The sequence below is a fragment of the Campylobacter concisus genome (assembly GCF_015229955.1).
GTDB lineage: Bacteria > Campylobacterota > Campylobacteria > Campylobacterales > Campylobacteraceae > Campylobacter_A > Campylobacter_A concisus_AT.
The window spans coordinates 88,951-108,840 of record NZ_JAAKYZ010000003.1 but is presented as its reverse complement, the minus strand read 5'-3'; the positions used below and the strand labels follow the sequence as shown (position 1 = coordinate 108,840).

At 37.7% G+C, this 19,890-nt stretch carries 15 protein-coding genes; 4 read left to right on the top strand and 11 right to left on the bottom strand.

Annotation, left to right across the window (positions count from 1 at the left end; all coding sequences use genetic code 11):
* Positions 1–47: 47 nt before the first annotated feature.
* Entirely contained in the window at positions 48–2,501 is a 2,454-nt protein-coding gene (locus G6W45_RS06120) for a molybdopterin-dependent oxidoreductase (protein ID WP_194167870.1), read from the bottom strand.
* Positions 2,502–2,662: 161 nt separating this feature from the next.
* On the opposite strand from G6W45_RS06120, the gene G6W45_RS06115 reads away from it, so the two are divergent.
* Genes G6W45_RS06115 through G6W45_RS06105 form a run of 3 tightly spaced genes read left to right on the top strand, consistent with a single transcriptional unit; the run spans position 2,663 to position 4,148 of the window.
* Complete coding sequence (locus G6W45_RS06115; RefSeq protein ID WP_194167869.1) at positions 2,663–2,956, top strand: putative quinol monooxygenase; 294 nt, start codon at positions 2,663–2,665, stop codon at positions 2,954–2,956.
* A 33-nt stretch (positions 2,957–2,989) separates the two neighbouring features.
* Positions 2,990–3,211, top strand: coding sequence for a hypothetical protein (locus G6W45_RS06110; RefSeq protein WP_021091847.1), 222 nt, complete (start codon positions 2,990–2,992; stop codon positions 3,209–3,211).
* A 49-nt stretch (positions 3,212–3,260) separates the two neighbouring features.
* Positions 3,261–4,148 carry a Cj0814-related protein gene (locus tag G6W45_RS06105; protein WP_194167868.1) on the top strand — a complete coding sequence of 296 codons (888 nt, stop codon included), beginning with the start codon at positions 3,261–3,263 and terminating at the stop codon, positions 4,146–4,148.
* A gap of 161 nt (positions 4,149–4,309) precedes the next feature.
* Here G6W45_RS06105 and G6W45_RS06100 read toward each other — a convergent pair whose 3' ends face one another.
* The 6 genes from G6W45_RS06100 to G6W45_RS06075 all read right to left on the bottom strand — a co-directional run bounded on the left by G6W45_RS06100 (position 4,310) and on the right by G6W45_RS06075 (position 12,586).
* Positions 4,310–7,048 (bottom strand): M16 family metallopeptidase, encoded by a 2,739-nt coding sequence (locus G6W45_RS06100; protein WP_194167867.1) that lies wholly within the window; start codon positions 7,046–7,048, stop codon positions 4,310–4,312.
* A 74-nt stretch (positions 7,049–7,122) separates the two neighbouring features.
* Positions 7,123–7,842 carry a transporter substrate-binding domain-containing protein gene (locus G6W45_RS06095; RefSeq protein WP_194167866.1) on the bottom strand — a complete coding sequence of 240 codons (720 nt, stop codon included), beginning with the start codon at positions 7,840–7,842 and terminating at the stop codon, positions 7,123–7,125.
* Between the two features lie 194 nt (positions 7,843–8,036).
* The gene (locus tag G6W45_RS06090) at positions 8,037–9,989 is read right to left on the bottom strand and encodes a methyl-accepting chemotaxis protein (RefSeq protein WP_194167865.1); all 1,953 of its coding nucleotides are present in this window, start codon (positions 9,987–9,989) and stop codon (positions 8,037–8,039) included.
* Between the two features lie 380 nt (positions 9,990–10,369).
* The gene (locus G6W45_RS06085; RefSeq protein ID WP_194167864.1) at positions 10,370–11,143 is read right to left on the bottom strand and encodes a transporter substrate-binding domain-containing protein; all 774 of its coding nucleotides are present in this window, start codon (positions 11,141–11,143) and stop codon (positions 10,370–10,372) included.
* 11 nt (positions 11,144–11,154) lie between these two features.
* Positions 11,155–11,883, bottom strand: a complete 729-nt coding sequence (locus G6W45_RS06080) for an amino acid ABC transporter ATP-binding protein (protein WP_072595138.1) — start codon at positions 11,881–11,883, stop codon at positions 11,155–11,157.
* Complete coding sequence (locus G6W45_RS06075; RefSeq protein ID WP_021091602.1) at positions 11,876–12,586, bottom strand: amino acid ABC transporter permease; 711 nt, start codon at positions 12,584–12,586, stop codon at positions 11,876–11,878. Before G6W45_RS06075 ends, G6W45_RS06080 begins: the two co-directional genes overlap by 8 nt.
* Before the next feature lie 150 nt (positions 12,587–12,736).
* On the opposite strand from G6W45_RS06075, the gene putP reads away from it, so the two are divergent.
* Positions 12,737–14,224, top strand: coding sequence for a sodium/proline symporter PutP (gene putP, locus G6W45_RS06070; RefSeq protein WP_107785235.1), 1,488 nt, complete (start codon positions 12,737–12,739; stop codon positions 14,222–14,224).
* Positions 14,225–14,282: 58 nt separating this feature from the next.
* On the opposite strand, the gene mnmC is transcribed toward putP, so the two are convergent.
* From mnmC to tyrS, 4 genes are read right to left on the bottom strand one after another with little or no spacing between them, the layout of a single operon-like run.
* On the bottom strand, positions 14,283–16,151 hold the full coding sequence (gene mnmC / locus G6W45_RS06065; RefSeq protein ID WP_194167863.1) for a bifunctional tRNA (5-methylaminomethyl-2-thiouridine)(34)-methyltransferase MnmC2/FAD-dependent 5-carboxymethylaminomethyl-2-thiouridine(34) oxidoreductase MnmC1: 1,869 nt from the start codon (positions 16,149–16,151) through the stop codon (positions 14,283–14,285).
* Positions 16,148–17,590 carry an N-acetylmuramoyl-L-alanine amidase family protein gene (locus tag G6W45_RS06060; RefSeq protein ID WP_194167862.1) on the bottom strand — a complete coding sequence of 481 codons (1,443 nt, stop codon included), beginning with the start codon at positions 17,588–17,590 and terminating at the stop codon, positions 16,148–16,150. The genes mnmC and G6W45_RS06060 overlap by 4 nt, the downstream gene beginning before the upstream one ends.
* A complete protein-coding gene (locus G6W45_RS06055; RefSeq protein WP_021091713.1) occupies positions 17,587–18,678 on the bottom strand; it encodes a nitronate monooxygenase in 1,092 nt (363 codons plus the stop codon). The genes G6W45_RS06060 and G6W45_RS06055 overlap by 4 nt, the downstream gene beginning before the upstream one ends.
* Complete coding sequence (tyrS, locus tag G6W45_RS06050; RefSeq protein WP_194167861.1) at positions 18,679–19,884, bottom strand: tyrosine--tRNA ligase; 1,206 nt, start codon at positions 19,882–19,884, stop codon at positions 18,679–18,681.
* Between the last annotated feature and the right edge of the window lie 6 nt (positions 19,885–19,890).

The following is a 19,890-nucleotide window of genomic DNA, read 5'->3' as shown; positions in this document are numbered from 1 at the left end:
AAAAATTTTAAAGCTTAGAAGCTATCCATTTAAGGATAGCTTTTATTTTATGCGTGCATTACGCCGATCTTTGGTGCGTCAAATGCAGTTACACGCTTTGGCACGCCTTTAAATTTCTCGACATTCACAAGGCTTGTGTGAGCGGTGTTGCTCTGGCTCATCTTGCTTGATGGCACGTCTTTTGTGAGCACATTTAAATTTCCGTGCAAGCAAAGGCTCTTTTCGCCCGGTTTTTCAGGGTCGTACCAAGCACCTTCGCTTACTATTACGACATTTTGTGGCACATCCTCGGTCACAAAGGCACCGCACAAAATTTCGCCTCTATCATTAAACACACGTACCACGTCGCCCATCTTTATCCCTCTAGTCTCGGCTGTCTTTGGATTTATAAGCACTGGCTCACGCTCTGCGATCTCGTTAAAGTTGCGAAGCACGGAGTTATTTAGCTGCGAGTGAAGCCTAAATTTAGAGTGTGCGCCGCTAATTGCGATAGGATATTTTTTATTTTTTGCGCCAAGCCACTCAAACGGCTCAAGCCAAGCTGCATGCGGTGGGCAGTCATCATAGCCAAAGCCAGCGACAGTCTCAGAGTAAATTTCTATCTTACCAGATGGCGTTTTTAGCGGATTTGCCACTGGATCGTCGCGGAATTTCTTGTAGTTTGTGAAGTAGCGTTTTTTCTCATCGATCTTGTCAAATCTAAAGTATCCCTTCTCCCAAAATTCCTCAAAGCTAGGCATGCTCTCATACCCAAGCTCAGTAGCCTTTTTAACGGCATCTTCATATATTGTCTTGACCCACTCTAGCTCACTTTTGCCCTCGCTAAATGCCTCTTCCCTGCCCCACTCTTTGGCGATCAGCCTTGCGATCTCGAAGTCACTCTTACTCTCGCCAAATGGCTTAACTAGTGGCTTCATAGCAAATAAATACTCACTTGTAGAGTTTGCCATTTCGATGTCTGTTCGCTCGTACTCAAGCGCAGCTGGTAAGACGATGTCACTAAATTTAGCTGTACTTGTCCAAAACGGCTCGCAAGTGATGATAGCATTAACGTTTCGCATAGCTTTTATCGCCCTGTTTGCGTCAGGATGCCTTGTGAAAGTCGAGCCATTTGCATTAAACATCACTCTAATCTTTGGCAGTTTATAGCTCTTGCCATTTCTTGTTATCTCCTTGCCTGGGCTTAGAAGCGCGTCTATGAGCCTTGAGTTTGGCATTTCGTAGTCCTTTGTCTTTGGTACCAGCCCGCTATCAATAAATTTTTGAGGTACCTTCGTCTCAAATGCCGCTAGTTTAGGCGCTATGAAGCTCTCATCAGCATTTTTGTGCATGCCGTCATTTGTGACAAAGCCACAACCCTCTTTGCCGATGTGACCAAGCATCGCATTTAGCGTCACAAGCGCCCAGTACGCCATCTCACCGTGATCTTGTCTTTGAATGGCGTAGCCACTAATTATCACTGAGTCATTTTTAGCTAGATCCTCACTAAATTTAGCAAGATCTTGCTCGCTCACACCACAAATTTTGCTTGCCCAAGCTAGGTTTTTATTGACCCCGTCTTTTGTGCCAAGCATGTACTCTTTAAATTTATCAAAGCCAACTGTGTATTTTTCTATAAATTCTTTGCTATAAAGCCCTTTTTCATAAAGGTAGTTACACGTACCTATCATCATCGCCGTATCGGTGCAAGGCACGACTTCAAGGTATTTTGAGTCAAAGTATTTTGCGCTATCGTTGTGATAAACGTCAACGCTATAAATTTTCATCTCGTCGCTTTCGCCTTTTTTTCTGATCTCATCGTAGTATTTATATGAGTTGTGAAGCGGCACGCCAATGGCGATCTTGTTTGAAACGACTGGGTTTGTGCCCCAAAATACGATCGTTTTGGCATTTTTTAAGATAGCCTCCCACTTTGTTGGTGCTAGCGCAGGATCGACGAAGCCAGTGACGTGAGGCATAATGACAGTCGCTGCACCGTATGAGTAGCCCCCTAGCTCATTTACGTAGCCGCCAAGCACGTTAAGTAGCCTTTTTGCGGTCTTTTGGCTGTGGCCAACTTTGCCAAGGCTACCCCACTGATAAACCTGTCCGTAGATCGCTTCAGCACCGTATTTATCAAAATTTTCTTTTAAAATTTTTGCACTTAGCTTTATAGCCTCGTCCCAGCTCACACGCACAAATTCCTCTTTACCACGAAGCTCTGGTTTTGGGTTGTTTGGATTGGCTAAAAAGCTCTTTCTAACAAATGGATATTTTACCCTGCTCTCATTTTGGATGTAGTCAATTACTGCGTTATTTAGCTCGTTTGGATAAGCATCGCCCTCAAATGGCACGGTCTCAACCACGCGTCCAGCGATAGTTCTTACATAAAATGCGCCAAATTTATTTGCGCTTAGTCCGCTTTGTTTGTCAAATAACGCTTGCTCTGCGCTTCCAAGCTCTTTTGCTTGAAGGCTAGCCGCGCCTAATGCGCTTAATCTTAAAAAGTCTCGTCTTTTCATTTTCTCTCCTATTTTGGTTAAATTTATTGTTTTTGGTTGGTTTTAGAAATTATAAATTTAGGGTTTTGTATCATTTCATCATTTAAAGGCCTTGTAATGTAATACGCAAACTTGCGTCTAAATTGCGCTATTTTAGCCAAAAATTTTTAAAGGATGGGCAGATGATTGGATTTTATGTAAATGTAAAGTTAAAAGCTGGATGTGAGGCGAAATTTGAAGAAATTTTAAAAGAGATCGTGCCAGCTTCAAAGAAAGATAAAGGCTGCATAAGCTACGAGTGCGGCATAGTTGCGGGTGGTAAAAACGAATACTGTTTTATGGAAATTTGGGAAGATCTTGCAAGCCAAAAAGAGCATATGAAAAGCGCTCATATGGTGAAAAACGCAGCTGCACTGGAGGGTTGCAAAGAGAGCCAAGAGGTAAAAATAGTAAATTTTGTGAGCGTAAAGGAATAATATTTGCTTTAAAAAGGGCAAAATCCACAAAAAATGAGCGAAGAAAAAATGCTTGAGATGATAAATGCGACTGCTGATATTATATTTATGGCCGTACTTAGGGGGCGAGTAAGCTTTGAGGCTTGCAAAAAAGATAGAGAATTTATTGACTCTTTAAGAGAAGAGCTACTTGGCAAAAATCCAAATAAATTTAAAATCGCCCAAAACTCATACCAAATGATCGCCATTTTTGAAAAATACCGCAATAAAAAATAATCCACTTAAAATTTAAATCTGCTTGCCGATATTGTGTTAAAGGATTGACATGATAAACGCACTAAATGGATTTAATCAAAGCTTTAACTACCAAGACGCTTTTAGTAAGCGCCAAGCCACAAACACGAATTTAAACAAAGTAGAAATTCCCGCTGAAACTGCGGACATCAAGCATCTACCGCTCTCTGGCTACTCATCAAATGATAAAATTTCTATCTGGGGCAAGATAAATGGCATAGATAGTTCTATGAGTAAAGACGAGGTTGCTAGTCTTAAAAATTTCGTTGATAGCACGAAGCTTTGGCGAGCAAGCTCCATTCTAACCAGCGAGAAAAACGGCTTTAGCGTAGATGAGTTCATCAAAAATCACAAAATGAATGTAAATAACAAAATAACCAACAATGCTTTTGGTGCTCTTTATCTAAGCCGTGAGGCTACAAATTTACTAGACTCTGATCTAAGTATCGATGAGTTTAAAGATAAATGGCTGGAATTTACCGCCGAAAGGATACTTGGCGAGCATGCAAATGTAAAAATTTCTTTTAAAGATGGGGCTTTACATTACGAACAAAGCTCGGATAAAAAACGTATAGAATTCTTAGGTCAGCCTATGTTGCACCGTGTAAGCTATGCTGATAAAAACAGCAAAGATGAGTTTTTAAAATTTCTAAAAACAAGCTATGAAAAGGGCGAGAGCATCGCTGATGTGCTGCAAAATATCGCCCTTACACCAGTTAGAGAAGATGGCGATGAAGAGATAGAAGAAGAGAAATTTAAGCCTATGCAAGTTACCAAAAAGAGCGTGACTTACACGGATAAAGATATAAAACGTGAGTTTTTTGAGGAATTTATCAGGCGCGAGGTCGAAAATGGCGCAAGCTTTGATGAACTAGTGCAAAAGCTAAACAAACTAAAACCAAAGGACATACTAGCTTAGCTTTAGGTTTAAATTTTGGGGCTGGCTTGGCTCTTTAAATTTCTACTTAGATTTGAATTTAAAGAGCCAATTAGCCAACTAATTTAAAAAGCTAGCTTATCTTAATAAATTTTACTCGCGTTTAAATTTTTAAGAGCCAGCCAGCTTGACTCACTAAATTTCTACTTTGGATTATTTATACTTATCACCATATTTTTCTCATCAAGATATAGTTTAGCAGCCTCTTTGATATCGTCATTTGTGATGGCTTTTACCACACTTGTGTACTTATCAGCCGTATAAAGTGGTGTGTTAAAAATTTTATTTGAGATGATGAGCTTTTGCCAAAACTCAGGCTTTTCATAATCTTTTTTTATAGAAATTTCACTCTGTGCCTTAAAATCCTCCAAATGCTTTGGCAAGATCGCGCCACTACTCTTGATGCTAGCTATTATCTGCTTTATCTCGGTGATGATCTTGTCCGTATTTGCAGGATCACAAGTAAAACTAATTAGCATATCTGAATGCTCAAAAGGATAGCGTGCGAGCTTGGCATTTAGACTAAAGCCGTATGTTTGTCCCTTATCTTCTCTGATCTTTTCTCGAAGCGCCGTTTTTAAAATTTCACTTAATGCTCTTAGTCTAATCGCTTTTTCAAAGCTATATTTCGCATCAGAATTTATGATATTTATGCCAACATCGCTTCTTTTTGTGCTTTGATACTCTCTTTTAAAGGTGTGCTGCCCCTTGATACTTCGCACGCCATCGTCTTTAAATTCTTCAGCCTCGCCAAGCTTTGGTAAAGTGGCGATATACTTTTTGATAAGTGGCAAAAACCTCTCTTCGTCGGTGTCGCCGATGATTACAAAAGTATATGAGGCTGCGTTTGTAAATTTATCTTTGATGATCTCTTTTAGCTCATTTAGCTTTAACGCATCGATATCAGCCATCTCAAGCGGCGTGGCACGTTTATTGTTTTCATAAAAAAACTTACTAAATTCGGTGCTAAATTTATATTCAGGCAAATTTTGCTCTTTGCTTAGCTCATCTTTTGCTCTTTGCTTTATCCTCTCAAGCACGTTTACATCGGCTCTTGGAGCGTTAAATTCTAAATTTATAACAGCTAGCAGCGAGCTAAGATCGCTGGTGCTTGATGAGCCATAAATGCCTTGCGTAAGTGCTTCTATACCCTTTTCGTAGCTTACGATCTTGCCATTTAGTGCCTTTGAAAGCTCATAGTTATTAAATTTACCAACGCCACTCTCGTTTGTAAGTGCCACTGCAAAGCTACCAAGCTTTGGATCAGTCAAATTTGATGTGCCTCCTTTGCTGACGGCTGCAAACAAAACGCTATCTTTTTTAGTAGCTATTGGCCTAAAGATAACTTGCGAGCCATTTTGCATTTTGTAGGTATAAATTCCATTTTTTTCATCAAAGCTTCTTGAGCTTATCTCTTTTGGCTCTAAATTTTCATTGCCTAGGCTCTTATCGTTGTTATTAGCAGATAGGTTTGTGTTATAAGCAGGCGCCTTGGCAAAAAGCTTTAAAAACTCATCTTTGCTAAGCTTAAAACCATCTTTGCTAAAAATTCTTACACGCTCATCAGAAATAGCCAAAATTTGCCTAAACCTATCATTCACGTCAGCTAATGTAATCTCGTTTAATAGCTTTAAACTAAGCTCTTTGTCGTCTTCATCGCTTAACACAAAGCCACCATTTTCTATCATGTTTAAAATTTGTCCTGCGTAAGCGCTTGACTTTTTAGTCTTTGAGCGTTTAAATTTTGCATCCACATTTGCCGCAAACGCCTTTTTCACATCTTCAAATTCATCTTTATTAAAGCCAAACTCTCTAATGCCTTTTATAACGCCAAGCATATCTTTAAGACTTGCGTTAAAATCGCCTCCAAGTACATTTGTTTCAAAACTATAAATTTTCTGCTTTGCTTGAAGTGTTTGAGCTATAAAATCAGTGCTTAAATTTGATGAATTATTTGCATTTTTTTGCTCATAAAGTATATTTATCAGGCTTGCGATAAGTGCGTCTTCTAAATTTCTCTTTGCGTCAGCCTCATTTAAAACTGGGCTAAATTTATCAAAATAGCTTAGTCTAACTAGTTCCATTCCAGTTTCATTCGAGTCATAGTTAAAAATATTTAAACCATTTTTAAAGCTGATATTTTTTTCTGGATGAATGTAAGAATTTGTATTTTTTGCTTGACTAAAGCTTTTTTCGATTAAGCTTTTTATCTCATTTTTATCAAAGTCGCCAACAGCAACAAAGCTCATAAATCTTGGCTGATAAAGCCTCTCGTAAAATTCTTGCATGTGCTTAGCATCTACGCTTTTGATGACGTTCATGTCACCTATTGGCACTCTTTTTAGATAGATACTGCCCTCAAAAATATCCTTTGTTTGAGCCAAATAAAGCCTATATCCTGGCGTATTTCTCTGACGCTCTTCTTCCATTATGACTCCACGCTCTTTATCAAGCTCCTTAGGATCGATTTTAACGCCATCTATCCAATTCGAAAAGACCTTGAATGTATCTTGTAAATTTTTCTCATTTACATTAATCGTTAAGACATAGCTCGTCTGATCGTAGCTCGTCTGCGCGTTTAGATCGGCTCCAAATTTCACACCAAGGCTCTCAAGCTGTTTAATGAGCTCATTTTTACTAAAGTCACGGCTGCCATTAAATGCCATGTGCTCCAAAAAGTGAGCAAGACCTTGCTCGCCATCTTTTTCATCAGTTGAACCAGAATTTATAACAAGATAAAAAATAGCTGTTTTTTGTGGAAATTTATTCTCTTTGATATAGTATTTTAGCCCGTTTTTTAGCTCTCCATTTAACATATCTTTATCGTTTTGAAGTGCAAAAAGACCCATTACTAGACAAAAAAGCAACAAAATTTTTCTCATTATTTTCCTTTTTAATTTTAATCGATAGACAAAGCAGAATTTAGCATAAGCCTGCAAATTTGCAGGCTAGAAGGTTATTTTAGATCGTATTTTTTAAGTAAAGCTTCGTAGCTTCCGTCTTTTTTCATATCATCTAAAATTTGATTTATTTTCTCTATTAACGCACTCTCTTTTCCTTTATCAAATGCTATTGAAAAGCCTTCGCTACCATCAACTTCTTTGAAAAACGCTTCAAGTTCTGGATTTTTCTTGATAAAGCCATATCCAATAGAGCTATCAAGGATGACTGCGTCAAATTTACCGACTTTTAATCCCATTATGAGTGGCACAGTATCTTCAGAAGGCACTACTTTTACGCCATTTATAGCATTTGCTGCTAGCTCTTGGACGGTACCTTGTTGCACGCCAACTCTTTTGCCAGCTAGCTCTTCTTTAGCTTTTAGTGCGTCATTGCCTTTTTTCTTTAGATAAAGATTTTCAGTTAGATAGTACGGCTTTGTGAAATCAATCGATTTTAATCTATCTGAAGTCGCACTCATCGCACTTATGATGCCATTTATTTTGCCGGCTTTAAGCGCTGGGATAAGGCCATCAAAACTCATATTTATGATCTTATATGAAAAGTCCGCACGCTTTGAAATTTCATCGATCAGCTCAATGTCAAAGCCTGTTATTTTGTTATTTTCATCGATATATTCAAATGGCGGATAGTTCGCCGCTGTGCCAAATTTTAGCTCATTTGCACAAAGAGCAACAAAAGCTGTGAGTAAAAGAGCAAAGATCTTTTTTGTCATAATAGTGTCCTTTAAGGTGATTTAGTGGCTTAATTATCAGTATTTCTCTATTAAAAATTGTTTAAATCCGTAATAAAAGAAAAATGCTATAAATAATCGTATAGCAAAGTAGCATATAAATTTTTATAGATAAGTTCTATCCCTTAATTATCTTAAGGGATAGAATAATAGGAGCTCTAAGAGTAAGTCAAAGATTAAAATTTACTTTTTCTAACTTCGTTTACTATCGCCTTAGCCATGTCGTCAACATCAGATGTTACTTCATTTGCTTTATTGACAATTACTACATTTTCTTTTGTAAGTGTGTCTATTTGAGCAACTGATTGGTTTATCATATTGATTCCTTCACTTTGCTCTTTTATAGATTCGCTCATTTCATTGATTGATTGAGCTAGTACGTTTGTATTTGCTTCGATCTCTGTTAGAGATTTTTGAGTTCTCTCTGCTAGTTTTCTAACCTCATCTGCAACGACCGCAAAGCCTCTGCCGTGCTCTCCTGCACGTGCCGCCTCGATCGCGGCATTAAGAGCTAGTAAATTTGTTTGATCAGCTATATCTCTAATAATAGTTATGATGTTTTTGATCTCATCACTTTGTCTAATAACATCAGATGTTTTTTGAGATATTGCATTCATTGAGCTTGACATTTGCTCTACTGCGGCAGCAGACTCCTGAAGTGAGCTTGCTTGTACATTTGCACCTTGAGTTAGTTCTTTCATTGACTGACTTAAAGACTCAGCCTTTTCTTCTAGCACATGAGCTTGATCTAAATTTGCCCTTAACATTTTGGCTATCTCTTCACCAAGAGCATTTATGCCAACCGCCATCTTGCCATCATCTTCAAGCCTTTTAGTAAAGTCTTGTTTTTTAAAGCTTTCTAGTAGATTTAACACGTCATCACCATTTTCCGCAATAGCATGTTTTAGTGCGATTTGTAAGTCTTTGAAAGTTTGTTTTAGCTGGCTAAGTGCAGGATTTGAAGTATCTGCGTTAAGCTGAGCTACGTAGTTACCTTTGCCAATTTGATTTACAAAAGTATTTGCTTCTTTAATGAAATTATTTTGCTCAGATAAATTTGCCTCGATTTGTTTGATATTCTCATTTATCAGTGCACTCATCTGTCCGATCTCGTCGCTACCACTACGATCTAAAAATTCAGCCTTATTAGATTTATAATTTAAGAAGTCAAAAAATCTAACTAAGCCATTTTTAGTCTGATCTATACCAGAGATCAGGTTTTTACCTATTAATGTAGATACTAGCAACATAAGCAAAATACAAATCGCAATCACAATAGAACTTATAATAAGTTCGGTATTTGCATCACCCTTAATACGTATTGCATCTTTTTGCATATTATCAAGTAGTTTAAGTTCAAGCTCTCTCATCGCATCTATTGAAATGCTTATCTTTGAAAACCAACTTGCTGCATCATAAGATACATCTTCAGTGGCAACTACATTTTTAATAATATTCATCGCATCTATAAAATCAGCCTTTTTTCTAGCGATAGCATCAAATTCGTCACTAAATTCTTTTGGATTGTAATCGTAAAAATCCTGCATAAATTTATTTATAACGCTATTTAGTGCAACTACTTTATTGTAGTCCTCTTTGCTTATGCTCTTTTTAGTAAAAACCCCATTTAAAGTAGCACGCAAAATACCAAGAGACTCTTTTATCTCACCAACAATAATGATACGCTTTAGATCATCTACCAAGCTAGGCTCGAGCTTATCGCTATATCCATTTATAGCAATAACCTCTTTTCTTAAAATTTTTGTTATACGGCTAATTAGATCATTGCCACTTTTTTGATCTACATTTGAGCGGATACTATTTATCTCTGAAGCTATTTCATTTTTCTCTTCAAGCTTATCAAGCATAGCGTCTACTTTTTTACGCTGCTCTAATAAATTTTTATTATCCCCTCCTGCTAACACACCTGAGCTAAATCCGCGTTCTTTTTGCATTTCATGGATAAAATTATTTTGATTTATTATTGTATCCACGATTTTCTCACTAAACTCTGCTTTTGAGCGAGTCTTTAAGATACCATTTAGCATATATGCACTCATGATACCAAGGCCAATAAGACTGACGATAACTATCGCCATAATCTTAGATTTAATACCTAGATTATTCATTTTCTCTCCTTTTAGTTTTTCTTAATATCTGCTTCAAAAAATAAAGCCATACGACTTTAATACTTAAAATTTATCAACCAAAAAATACTTTTGGTTATTTTTATAAAAAATATCAATTAACGCATTTATGTAAAATTTTAATTTATATTTAGCTTTATTAAATAGTAGGAATTTTTTAACAAAATTGTGATATGTACAAATAGAAAATAGCACATTTAAAATAAATGCCGTTCTCATCCTGAGAAGCTTCATTTTTTCTCCTTGAAAATAATTAAGTCATTTTATTAATTTTACTTTTAAAAGATGTTAAATTTTAAAAATTAGAAAAAAGTGAGTTTTTGCAGAGAATTCCTGCTTCTCTGCAAATTTTGTATTTAGATTTATTTCTTTAATCCATATTTATCTAGCATTTTGTCAAAATCGCCAGATTTTTGTAGCTCATCGATCGCTGCGTCTATCTTTTTGATAAGCTCAGTGTGTTTGCCTTTATCAAACGCCATCGCAAATCCTTCCGTACCATCAGGAACTCTTAAAAATTCTTCCAAATCTGGATTTTGTTTTAAATACTCAACCCCTATCGGACGATCAGTTAGTACAACGTCGATTTTACCAGCGTTTAGTGACATGATGGCAGCTGCTACATTTTCAGCTGGTACCGATTTAGTAGTTATGCTTTTGGCTGCTTCTTCTTGTAATGTTCCGACTTGAGCTGAAATTTTTTTATCCTTAAGGTTGTCTTTATTTACATCTGAGCCTTTTTTGCGGATAAATAAATTTTCTGAAAAATAATATGGCTTGGTGAAATCAACCGATTTTCTTCTCTCATCAGTTGCACTCATTCCGCTTATGGCAATATCGATTTTACCGGTTTTTAATGCTGATATTAGTCCATCAAAGCTCATATTTGCAACATCAAATTTTATTCCAGTTTTTTTGGTGATCTCATTTAATAAATCTATCTCAAAGCCAACAATTTTATTGTTTTCATCAAGATATTCAAAAGGTGGATAATCAGCGCTCGAGCCAACTTTATAAACTACATTTTTACTAGCTTCTTCGGCATTATTTACTGCATTTTTTTTGTTAGCGTCATCGCCGCAACCTAGTAAAAATAAAACCAAGCTTGCCATCAAAAATTTTAAAATTTTACTCATTTTCTGCTCCTTTAATGATTTAAAATTTTACCTAAAAACTCTTTTAAACGCTCATGTTGCGGATTTGTAAAGACGTTTTTTGGTGTGTCATCAACTGCGATTTTGCCTTTATCCATAAAGAAAATTCTATTTGCCACATTTCTTGCAAAGCCCATCTCATGGGTCACCACAAGCATCGTTATGCCCCTTGCGGCAACATCTTTCATGATATCAAGCACCTCTCCGATCATCTCAGGATCAAGCGCACTTGTCGGCTCGTCAAATAGTATCACCTCTGGCTCCATCGCTAGGCTTCTAGCGATCGCAATACGTTGCTTTTGTCCGCCTGAAAGCTTGTGCGGATAGGCAAATTTCTTATCACTTAGCCCAACACTTTTTAGCAACTCATCGGCTCTTTTTTCTGCGCTTGCTTTATCTAAAATTCCCGCTTTTATCGGAGCTAGAGTTAAATTTTGCAAGACGTTTTTATTTGCAAAAAGATTAAAGTGCTGAAAAACCATGCTCACTTTTTGGCGAATTTTATTTATGTCTGATTTTTTATCTAAAATATCTTCGCCATTTATCTTGATGTGCCCGCTATCTGGCTCTTCAAGGCGGTTTATGCAGCGTAAAAATGTACTTTTTCCACCACCACTTGGACCAATTATCGCTATAACTTCACCCTTTTTTATATCTACGCTAATATCATTTAAAACTCGCAAATCGCCATAACTTTTGTTTAAATTTTTAATCTCAATCATGGCGGTTTAATCTCCTCTCGAGTAGTTTTGTCAAAAGTGTAAAAAATTTAACACTCACATAATAGACAATACCTGTAAAAATGACTGGCTCTGGGCTATAAAAGACCGCTTGCAAGCTCTTACTTTGCATCGTGATATCAACGACGCTTATATAACCCACGACTGATGTCTCTTTAAATAGTGATATAAACTCATTTGCAAGAGCTGGCAAGATATTTTTCGTAGCTTGTGGAAAAACTATCTCGCGCATCGAAACATAGTAGTTTAGGCCCATCGCACGGGCCGCTTCCATTTGTCCTTTATCCACGCTATTTATGCCACTTCGCACAATCTCGGCCACATAAGCAGAGCTATTTAGTCCAAGTGCGATGAGAGCTACATAAAAATTATCACTCCATGTTGCAAAAATGACAACTGAAAATATTAAAAGTTGAAGTATTACAGGCGTTCCACGTAAGATATCAATATATTCATCGATTATAAAATTTAAGACTTTAATATTTAAAAATTTAATAAACGCCAAGGTAAATCCAAGCGTTATACCTATGGCAATACCGCCTATCGTGAGTCCTAAAGTCACTCCGTAACTTTTGATATAAGCGATCTCTTGAGCCTCACTAAGATCTCTTGGATAGAAAAAATATGCTCCAAGTGAGACGATTATTATAAAAAATAGAAATTTAGCTAAATTTTGAGCCTTCAACTTCGTCCTTCTCTTTAAAATATGGCTTTAAATAATACGAAAAAATTTATATCATTTTGCTTAAAAGCGTTTAAGGATCGGCGCTGAATGTTGTAATTTAAAAAAATTTATATTAACATAAGCCATTTATCTTAATTTGAAAGGAAATTTATGAGCTTTGGGTCTTATTTAGCCATCGCCATCTATTTTGGCTTTTTGCTCTTTATCGGACGATACTTCTACGATAAAAATGCAAGTATGAACGAGTATCTGCTAGATAACCGTCGAATGGGTCCAGTAGTTACTGCACTTAGTGCTGGTGCTTCTGATATGAGTGGTTGGATGCTACTTGGCGTGCCCGGAGCATTATACGCAACTGGCATAGCAAATGTGTGGATGATAATCGGTCTTATCATTGGAGCTTACTGCAACTATTTATTTTTAGCAAAGAGGCTTAGAATTTATACTGAAGTTGCGAGTGATAGCATCACGATACCAGACTTTTTAGAAAATCGCTTTAAAGATAGGACTAAAATTTTAAGAATTATCTCTGGTCTTATCATTTTGATCTTTTTCACACTTTATGTAAGTAGCGGCATTATCGCTGGCGGAAAGACATTTGAGAGCTTTTTTGGTTTAAAATTTGCCTACGGAGCGGTCTTTACACTTGTTATCGTGGTCTTTTACACATTTTTTGGTGGATTTAAAGCTGTTAGTATAACTGACGCATTTCAGGGGCTTTTGATGTTTTGTGTCCTAGTATCGATCCCAGTCGTGGCATATCTAAATTTAGACTTGCCAAGCGATACAAATTTGATAAAGGAGATAAGCAAGCTTGATGCAAATCACCTAAATCCATTTAGAGATCAAACTTTTTGGGGAATTTTAGGACTTATGGCTTGGGGATTTGGCTATTTTGGCCAGCCACATATTATTGTTAGATTTATGGCGATACGCGATTCAAAAGAGCTTGCTAAAGCAAGAAGGATCGGCATTGGTTGGATGAGCATTGGGTTGCTTGGTGCGATTATGAGCGGACTTATTGGCTTTGTCTACTTTAGTCAAAGAGGCGGGCTTAGTGATCCTGAGACTGTATTTTTAAAGCTTGGTGAGCTACTTTTCCCACCATTTTTTATAGGCATTATCATCTCAGCTGTGCTTTCAGCGATCATGAGTACTATCTCAAGTCAGCTTTTAGTTACATCTAGCTCGGTAACAAAAGACTTTATCTTTGCATTCTATAAAAAAGAGATTAGTCAAAATACACAAACAGCGATCAGTCGCTATGCTGTCGTAGTAGTGGCCATAGTTGCTACAATACTTGCCTTTATCTCAACAGACAATGTCCTAAACGTCGTTGGCAACGCTTGGGCTGGATTTGGTGCGAGCTTTGGACCAGTGCTACTTTTTAGCCTTTACTGGAAGCGCATGAGTGCACTTGGAGCACTCGCTGGTATGATAGCTGGAGGTGCGACAGTAATATTTTGGATCACTTCAGGACTAAACGTTTATGTTTATGAAATTTTACCTGGCATCATAGCGTCTTGTATAGCGATCATTAGCGTAAGTATCTGGGGAGATGCAATAAATAAAATGACGAGCGAACCTCACGAGCAAGTCATAAAAGATGAATTTGAAAAGATGAAAACAAGGCTTTAAGCCTTATCTTATAAGAAATTCCTAGTATCTTGTGCTAGGAATTTCTACTAATTCTCTCTTAAAATTTTAATCCCTTTTTTAGTTTTCTTATCAAAAATCTAGCTGGATGAAGCTCATGAAATAGCGATCTTTCTATACAAAGTGGGCGATCAAGCGCAAGATCAGCTATCAAATTTGCTCCAAGTATCGCTGTGCAAAGACCTCGCGAGCCGTGAGCAAAATTTACAAAGACATTTTTTTCGTAGCTTGCTTTTGGATTGTTATCTCTATTTTTGCTCCAAAATAGCCCTTTGTAGTTTTGCTTGTAAAATTCTTCGTCATGCAAGGCGCCAATTATCGGAAATCTGTCTCCACTATAGCTCCTATATCCCACACGTGAACCGATAATGGTGGCTTTTTTGATGTCGAAAAACTCGCTTACATCGCTTAAATTTTTAGTATTATCCTCAACTTTAGGCGTATCACAAATTTCATTTCTGGCATAAGTAGCGCCGATAACTTGCACTCCTTTAATGACTGGGCAGATGTAGCCTTTTGCGCTTAGCGGCATGGCATTTTTTAGCACTGGTTTTAAGTGGGTTACTTGGCCACGGACACTACTTATTTGCATGTCGTAGCCATTAAAAATTTCACTGCTCTTACTGCCAGTGCAAAAGACCAAGATGTCAGCCTCCAAGCTTTTGCCGTTTTTAAATTTAACGCTAATCTTGCCGTTTTGTAGATGCGCCCTACTCTCATACTCGTGATTAAACAAAATTTCAAAGTTGCTTGAGAGAAATTTACAAATTTCTCTTGGCCTAGCGTATGCACCGTCTTTTATAAATATCCCAGGATATGGCTTTAAGTTCTCATCAAATTTAAAAATATCCTCTACGCTTTGAGTTTGCCACGAGCCATATCTTTTGATGAGCTCATCATCAAATGCGTAGTCGATGCAGCCACTAAATTTAATAAGGCTTTTTGGCAAAGTTGCCTTGTAAAATCTCACTGCTTGCAAAAATGTGTTTAAATGCATGCGGCCTAAATTTACCCCGGGCTTGGTAACTAACGGCATCAAAGCGCCACAGTGATTACCAGAGCCATTTGTAGCCACTTCGACCTTTGCCTCGGCGATCACCACTTTAAAGCCATTTTTGGCTAGCTCGCCAGCTGTTGCAAGTCCAGCCACGCCAGCTCCTATGATAAGCGCTGTTTTACCATTTACACTAGCAACTGGTTCGCATCTCACAAACCAAGCATCCTTTAAATTTTCATCCTTTTTCTCTAGCACGGCACTACTCATCTGGCGTTTTCTAGCATAGCCCTCTTTTAGGCTTAGCAAAAAGCCAGCGCCCTTTAGCCCATCTTTTACTATTTTTGCACACGAGTATGTTCTAGCAATCGTGCCAACCTTGCTTAGTCTTGCGATCTGCCTAAAAATTTCTTCGCTCCAGATCGAGTCATTTTTACTTGGAGCAAAGCCATCTAGAAACCAGATGTCAGCGCTAAAATCAAGCTCAGGTAAAATTTCTTTAGCCTCGCCGTAGCAAAGATCAAGTGTGATATTTGGGGCAAAATTTATACGGTGTATGCCCTCAATAAGAGGTGGATAGAGCAAAATCAGCTTTTTGGCATAAGCTTTAAAAATGCCTAAATTTTCATAAATTTTTAAAAGATCTTCTTTTTTAATAGGGCTTTTTTCGATACTAACAAAGTGAAGTTTTTTATTACTACCTTTAAATTTCTTACAAAGTGTAAAGAAATTTAGCCCAGCACCAAAGCCAGTTTCAGCGATGACGAAGCTATCTTTCCTCTGCCAAATTTCATCAAGTGTGCTTGCAAAGACAAATTCGCTCTCAAGCCAAGGTTTGTCGGTATTAAAATAGATATCGCCAAACTCCTCGTTAAATGGAATTTGCCCTTTAAAGCTTAAATTTGCATTTTTCATCTATTTTTTGCAAAATATCCATCTATGCCGTTTGCAATGCCGTTTGCAAGGGCATTTTGATATGCATCATTAAAGAGCTTTTCGCCCTCGACTGGATGCGTGATATAGCCGATCTCAACAAGAACTGCTGGCATAAGAGCGCCTACGAGTACCCAAAACGGCGCCTCTCTCACACTGCCGTCACTTGCAGCATAGACCTTTCTAGCACTTGCTAAAATTTCTTTTTGGATATCGATACCAAGCTTATTTGACGCGATAATCTTCTCGCGGTTTAGCACATTTAGAAATGTCTGCTGCGAAAAGTAATTCATCTCTTCGATATCTGATTTATTCTCAAGCGCGGCTGCGTTTTTGCTACGTTCGCTTCTTGCAGGCGATAAGAAAAATGTCTCGATGCCGTGCATGCTCTTTGCCTTTGTGGCATTTGGAGCGGCATTTGCGTGAATAGAAACAAAAAGATCAGCCATCTTATCGTTTGCAAATTTTGTTCTTGTTCTTAAATTTATAAAGACATCGGTTGATCTAGTAAAATAGACCTTGTAGCCACGCGCTTTTAGTATGTCGCCAAGCTTTTTGGCTACGCCTAAAACGGCTGTTTTTTCTTGCAGTTTGCCATTTACCGCGCCAGGGTCTGTGCCGCCATGACCCGGATCGATGACGACCGTTTTATTGCGTGAAAATTTACGAGTCGCAACTGGTGGCAAAGGCGCTGCCACTGGCTCACTTTGTGCAGGCTGAGGCTTTAAATTTGGCTCAGGCTCTTTGTGTGGCACTTCTTCATTTTTGTTTTTAGTTTTATGAAGTGGTGCTTTTACATTTTCGTTTGAGATAAAATTTTGAGCGCTGATTACAAGCAGATCACCTGTTACATTTGCTTTTATAGTCTTTTGGATTTTATCAGAAAAAATAACTCTAACAGTGTTTTTATCATACTGCGAGATGTGAATGTAATCAGATATGAAATTTTTATAAGTTAGCGGATTGCCATTTAATCTACCATCAATGTCCATAATGTTTTTATATGTATTTTGCTGCTTCAAAAAGGATGTTTTTAGTTTTGCAGTATCGATTTTTGTATTAAACTTAAGCACTAAAGTGTCATTTACCTTGGTTGCACTAAGCAACGTCAAAGTAGCAGTACTAGGCGTACTGGCGCTCTTTACGCCATTTAGTGCATTTAGATCTTTTATATACCCACTTGAATCAAAACCAAGCGATTTTGAGCTGGTTATGAGTCTTGTGAGTGCTTGTTTTTTTATATTTTTGTCATTTTTTATGATCGCGTCGACATAGATATCTTTTATATCGTTGTGAAATTTAATCTTTGCACTTCTGCTTGAGCTGGCAAAATTTTTATCAAATTTTGCAAATATCTCCGAATTTGTCGCAGCAAAAAGAAAATTACAAACAATACAAAAGAGAATTATCGCTCGTTTCATTCACCATGTACCAGCTTGTGCATTAGCTCTTTTACGCTTATTAGCTCTTTTAGTTTATATCCGTTTGCTCCCGTGAAAAATAACCCGGTCTCTTTTTTGCCACTAAATGAGTCAAACAGCCTATCAGCGATGCAATATCCAACCTCTTTAGCCCCTTTGCCCCTTTGACAAGGGCTCACGCAGTTGCTTATACACTGGATCTTTGGTCCCATCCTTTTTTCTACCAAATTTATCAAATTTGTTCTAATCCCACGAGCCGGATAGCCAACTGGACTTTTTATAAGCTCTATGTCCTTTTCCTCGGCTGCTAGTATCACTTCTTTAAAGCCAATATCCGCGTCGCACTCATGAGTTCCGATGAAGCGTGTACCCATTTGAACGCCGTCTGCTCCTAGCGATATTGCTTTTTCTATATCATTTTTATCCCAAATTCCACCAGCTGCGATGAGCGGAAAGTCGCCCCACTCTTTTATCTCGGCCTTTACTTGTGGGATTAGATTAAATAGCGAAAACTCAGGATCAAGGCACTGCTCGTAAGTAAAGCCCTGGTGTCCACCGCTTAGTGGTCCTTCAAGCACAACAGCATCTGGCAAGCGATCATATCTTTGTAGCCAGCGCTTGCAGATGATCTTTAGTGCTTTTGCACTTGAGATAATAGGAACTAGCGCAACCTCTTTAAAATTTTGTGTAAATTCTGGCAAATTCGTAGGTAGTCCAGCACCTGATACGATGATATTTATACCGGCTTCACAAGCATCTTTTACCACTCTTGCGTAGTCATTTGCAGCATACATTATATTTACACCAAGTGGCAAATCTCCACAAATTTTTCGTGCATTCTCAATAATTGCTCTAAGACCTCTTGTTGAGTAGAAATTTTCACTTCCAAATGGCTTTGCATTTAGCTCTTTATTTATAAATTTACGATTTTCATAATATCCTGTACCAACTGAGCTGATTATTCCAAGACCGCCTTCTAGGCTGACATTGCCAGCTAGTTTGTCCCAGCTGATACCAAGCCCCATACCGCCTTGAAATATCGGATACTTTATCTCATATTTTCCTATTTTTAATGGCTTTAACTCCATCTATTCAACCTTTACTTTTGCAAATTTACGCTTACCGACTTGCAAGATATATTCACCTGCTTCTAATTTTAACTGCTCATCACTAATCTTTTCTTGATTAATGCTAACCGCATTTGCCTTTATGTCGCGTCTTGCTTGAGAATTTGACTCACTTAGCTCACACTGCGACAAAGCTTCCACGATCCAAACTGGTGCTTTTAAGCTAAATTCTTTTATATCAGTTGGAAGCTGATTTTGAGAGTGCACGCTATTAAACTCAGCCATCGCAGCCTTTGCAGCCTCCTCGCCGTGATACCTTGCTGTTATCTCGTACGCAAGGTCCTCTTTTGCCTTTTTTGGATGATACTTGCCGTTTTTTACGTCGTTCATTAAATTTTCTATCTCGCCAAGTCTTTTTGTACTTAAAAGCTCGTACCAACGCCACATTAGCTCATCGCTTATACTAAGTGTTTTTGCGAACATATCATTTGCATTTTCAGTTACACCGATATAGTTTCCAAGACTTTTACTCATCTTATTTACACCATCAAGCCCCTCAAGAAGTGGCATCATGATGACAGCTTGCTCTTTGCCAACATTATATGTTCGCTGTAAGGTTCTACCCATTAGAAGATTAAATTTCTGATCCGTACCGCCCATCTCGATGTCGCACTTCATCGCAACGCTATCATAACCTTGAAGAAGCGGATACATAAATTCACAAATTGAAATTGGACTACCAGATTTTATCCTTTTTTCAAAATCATCGCGCTCTAGCATTCTAGCGACTGAAAATGTGCTAGTTAGCTCTATCATTCCAGCAGCTCCAAGCTCATTTGACCATTTTGAGTTAAACATTATCACGGTCTTTTTTGGATCTAAAATTTTAAAAACTTGCTCTTCATAGGTTTTAGCGTTTTTTAAAACTGTCTCTTGATCTAGCTTTTTTCTGGTGGCTGATTTGCCAGTTGGATCGCCTATTTGAGCAGTGAAGTCACCTATTAAAAACTGCACGATCGCACCATGTTTTTGAAGAAGTGCCATCTTGCTTAAAACGACTGTGTGTCCTAAGTGAAGGTCTGGAGCAGTTGGATCAAAGCCAGCCTTTACATAGAAATTTTCACCTTTTTCATAATAGTTTTTTATTAAGCTTTCAACTCTTTCAAAATCAATAATCTCGGCAACACCGCGTTTTATCTCTTGTAAAATTTCAGCTATATCTTGCATTATCTT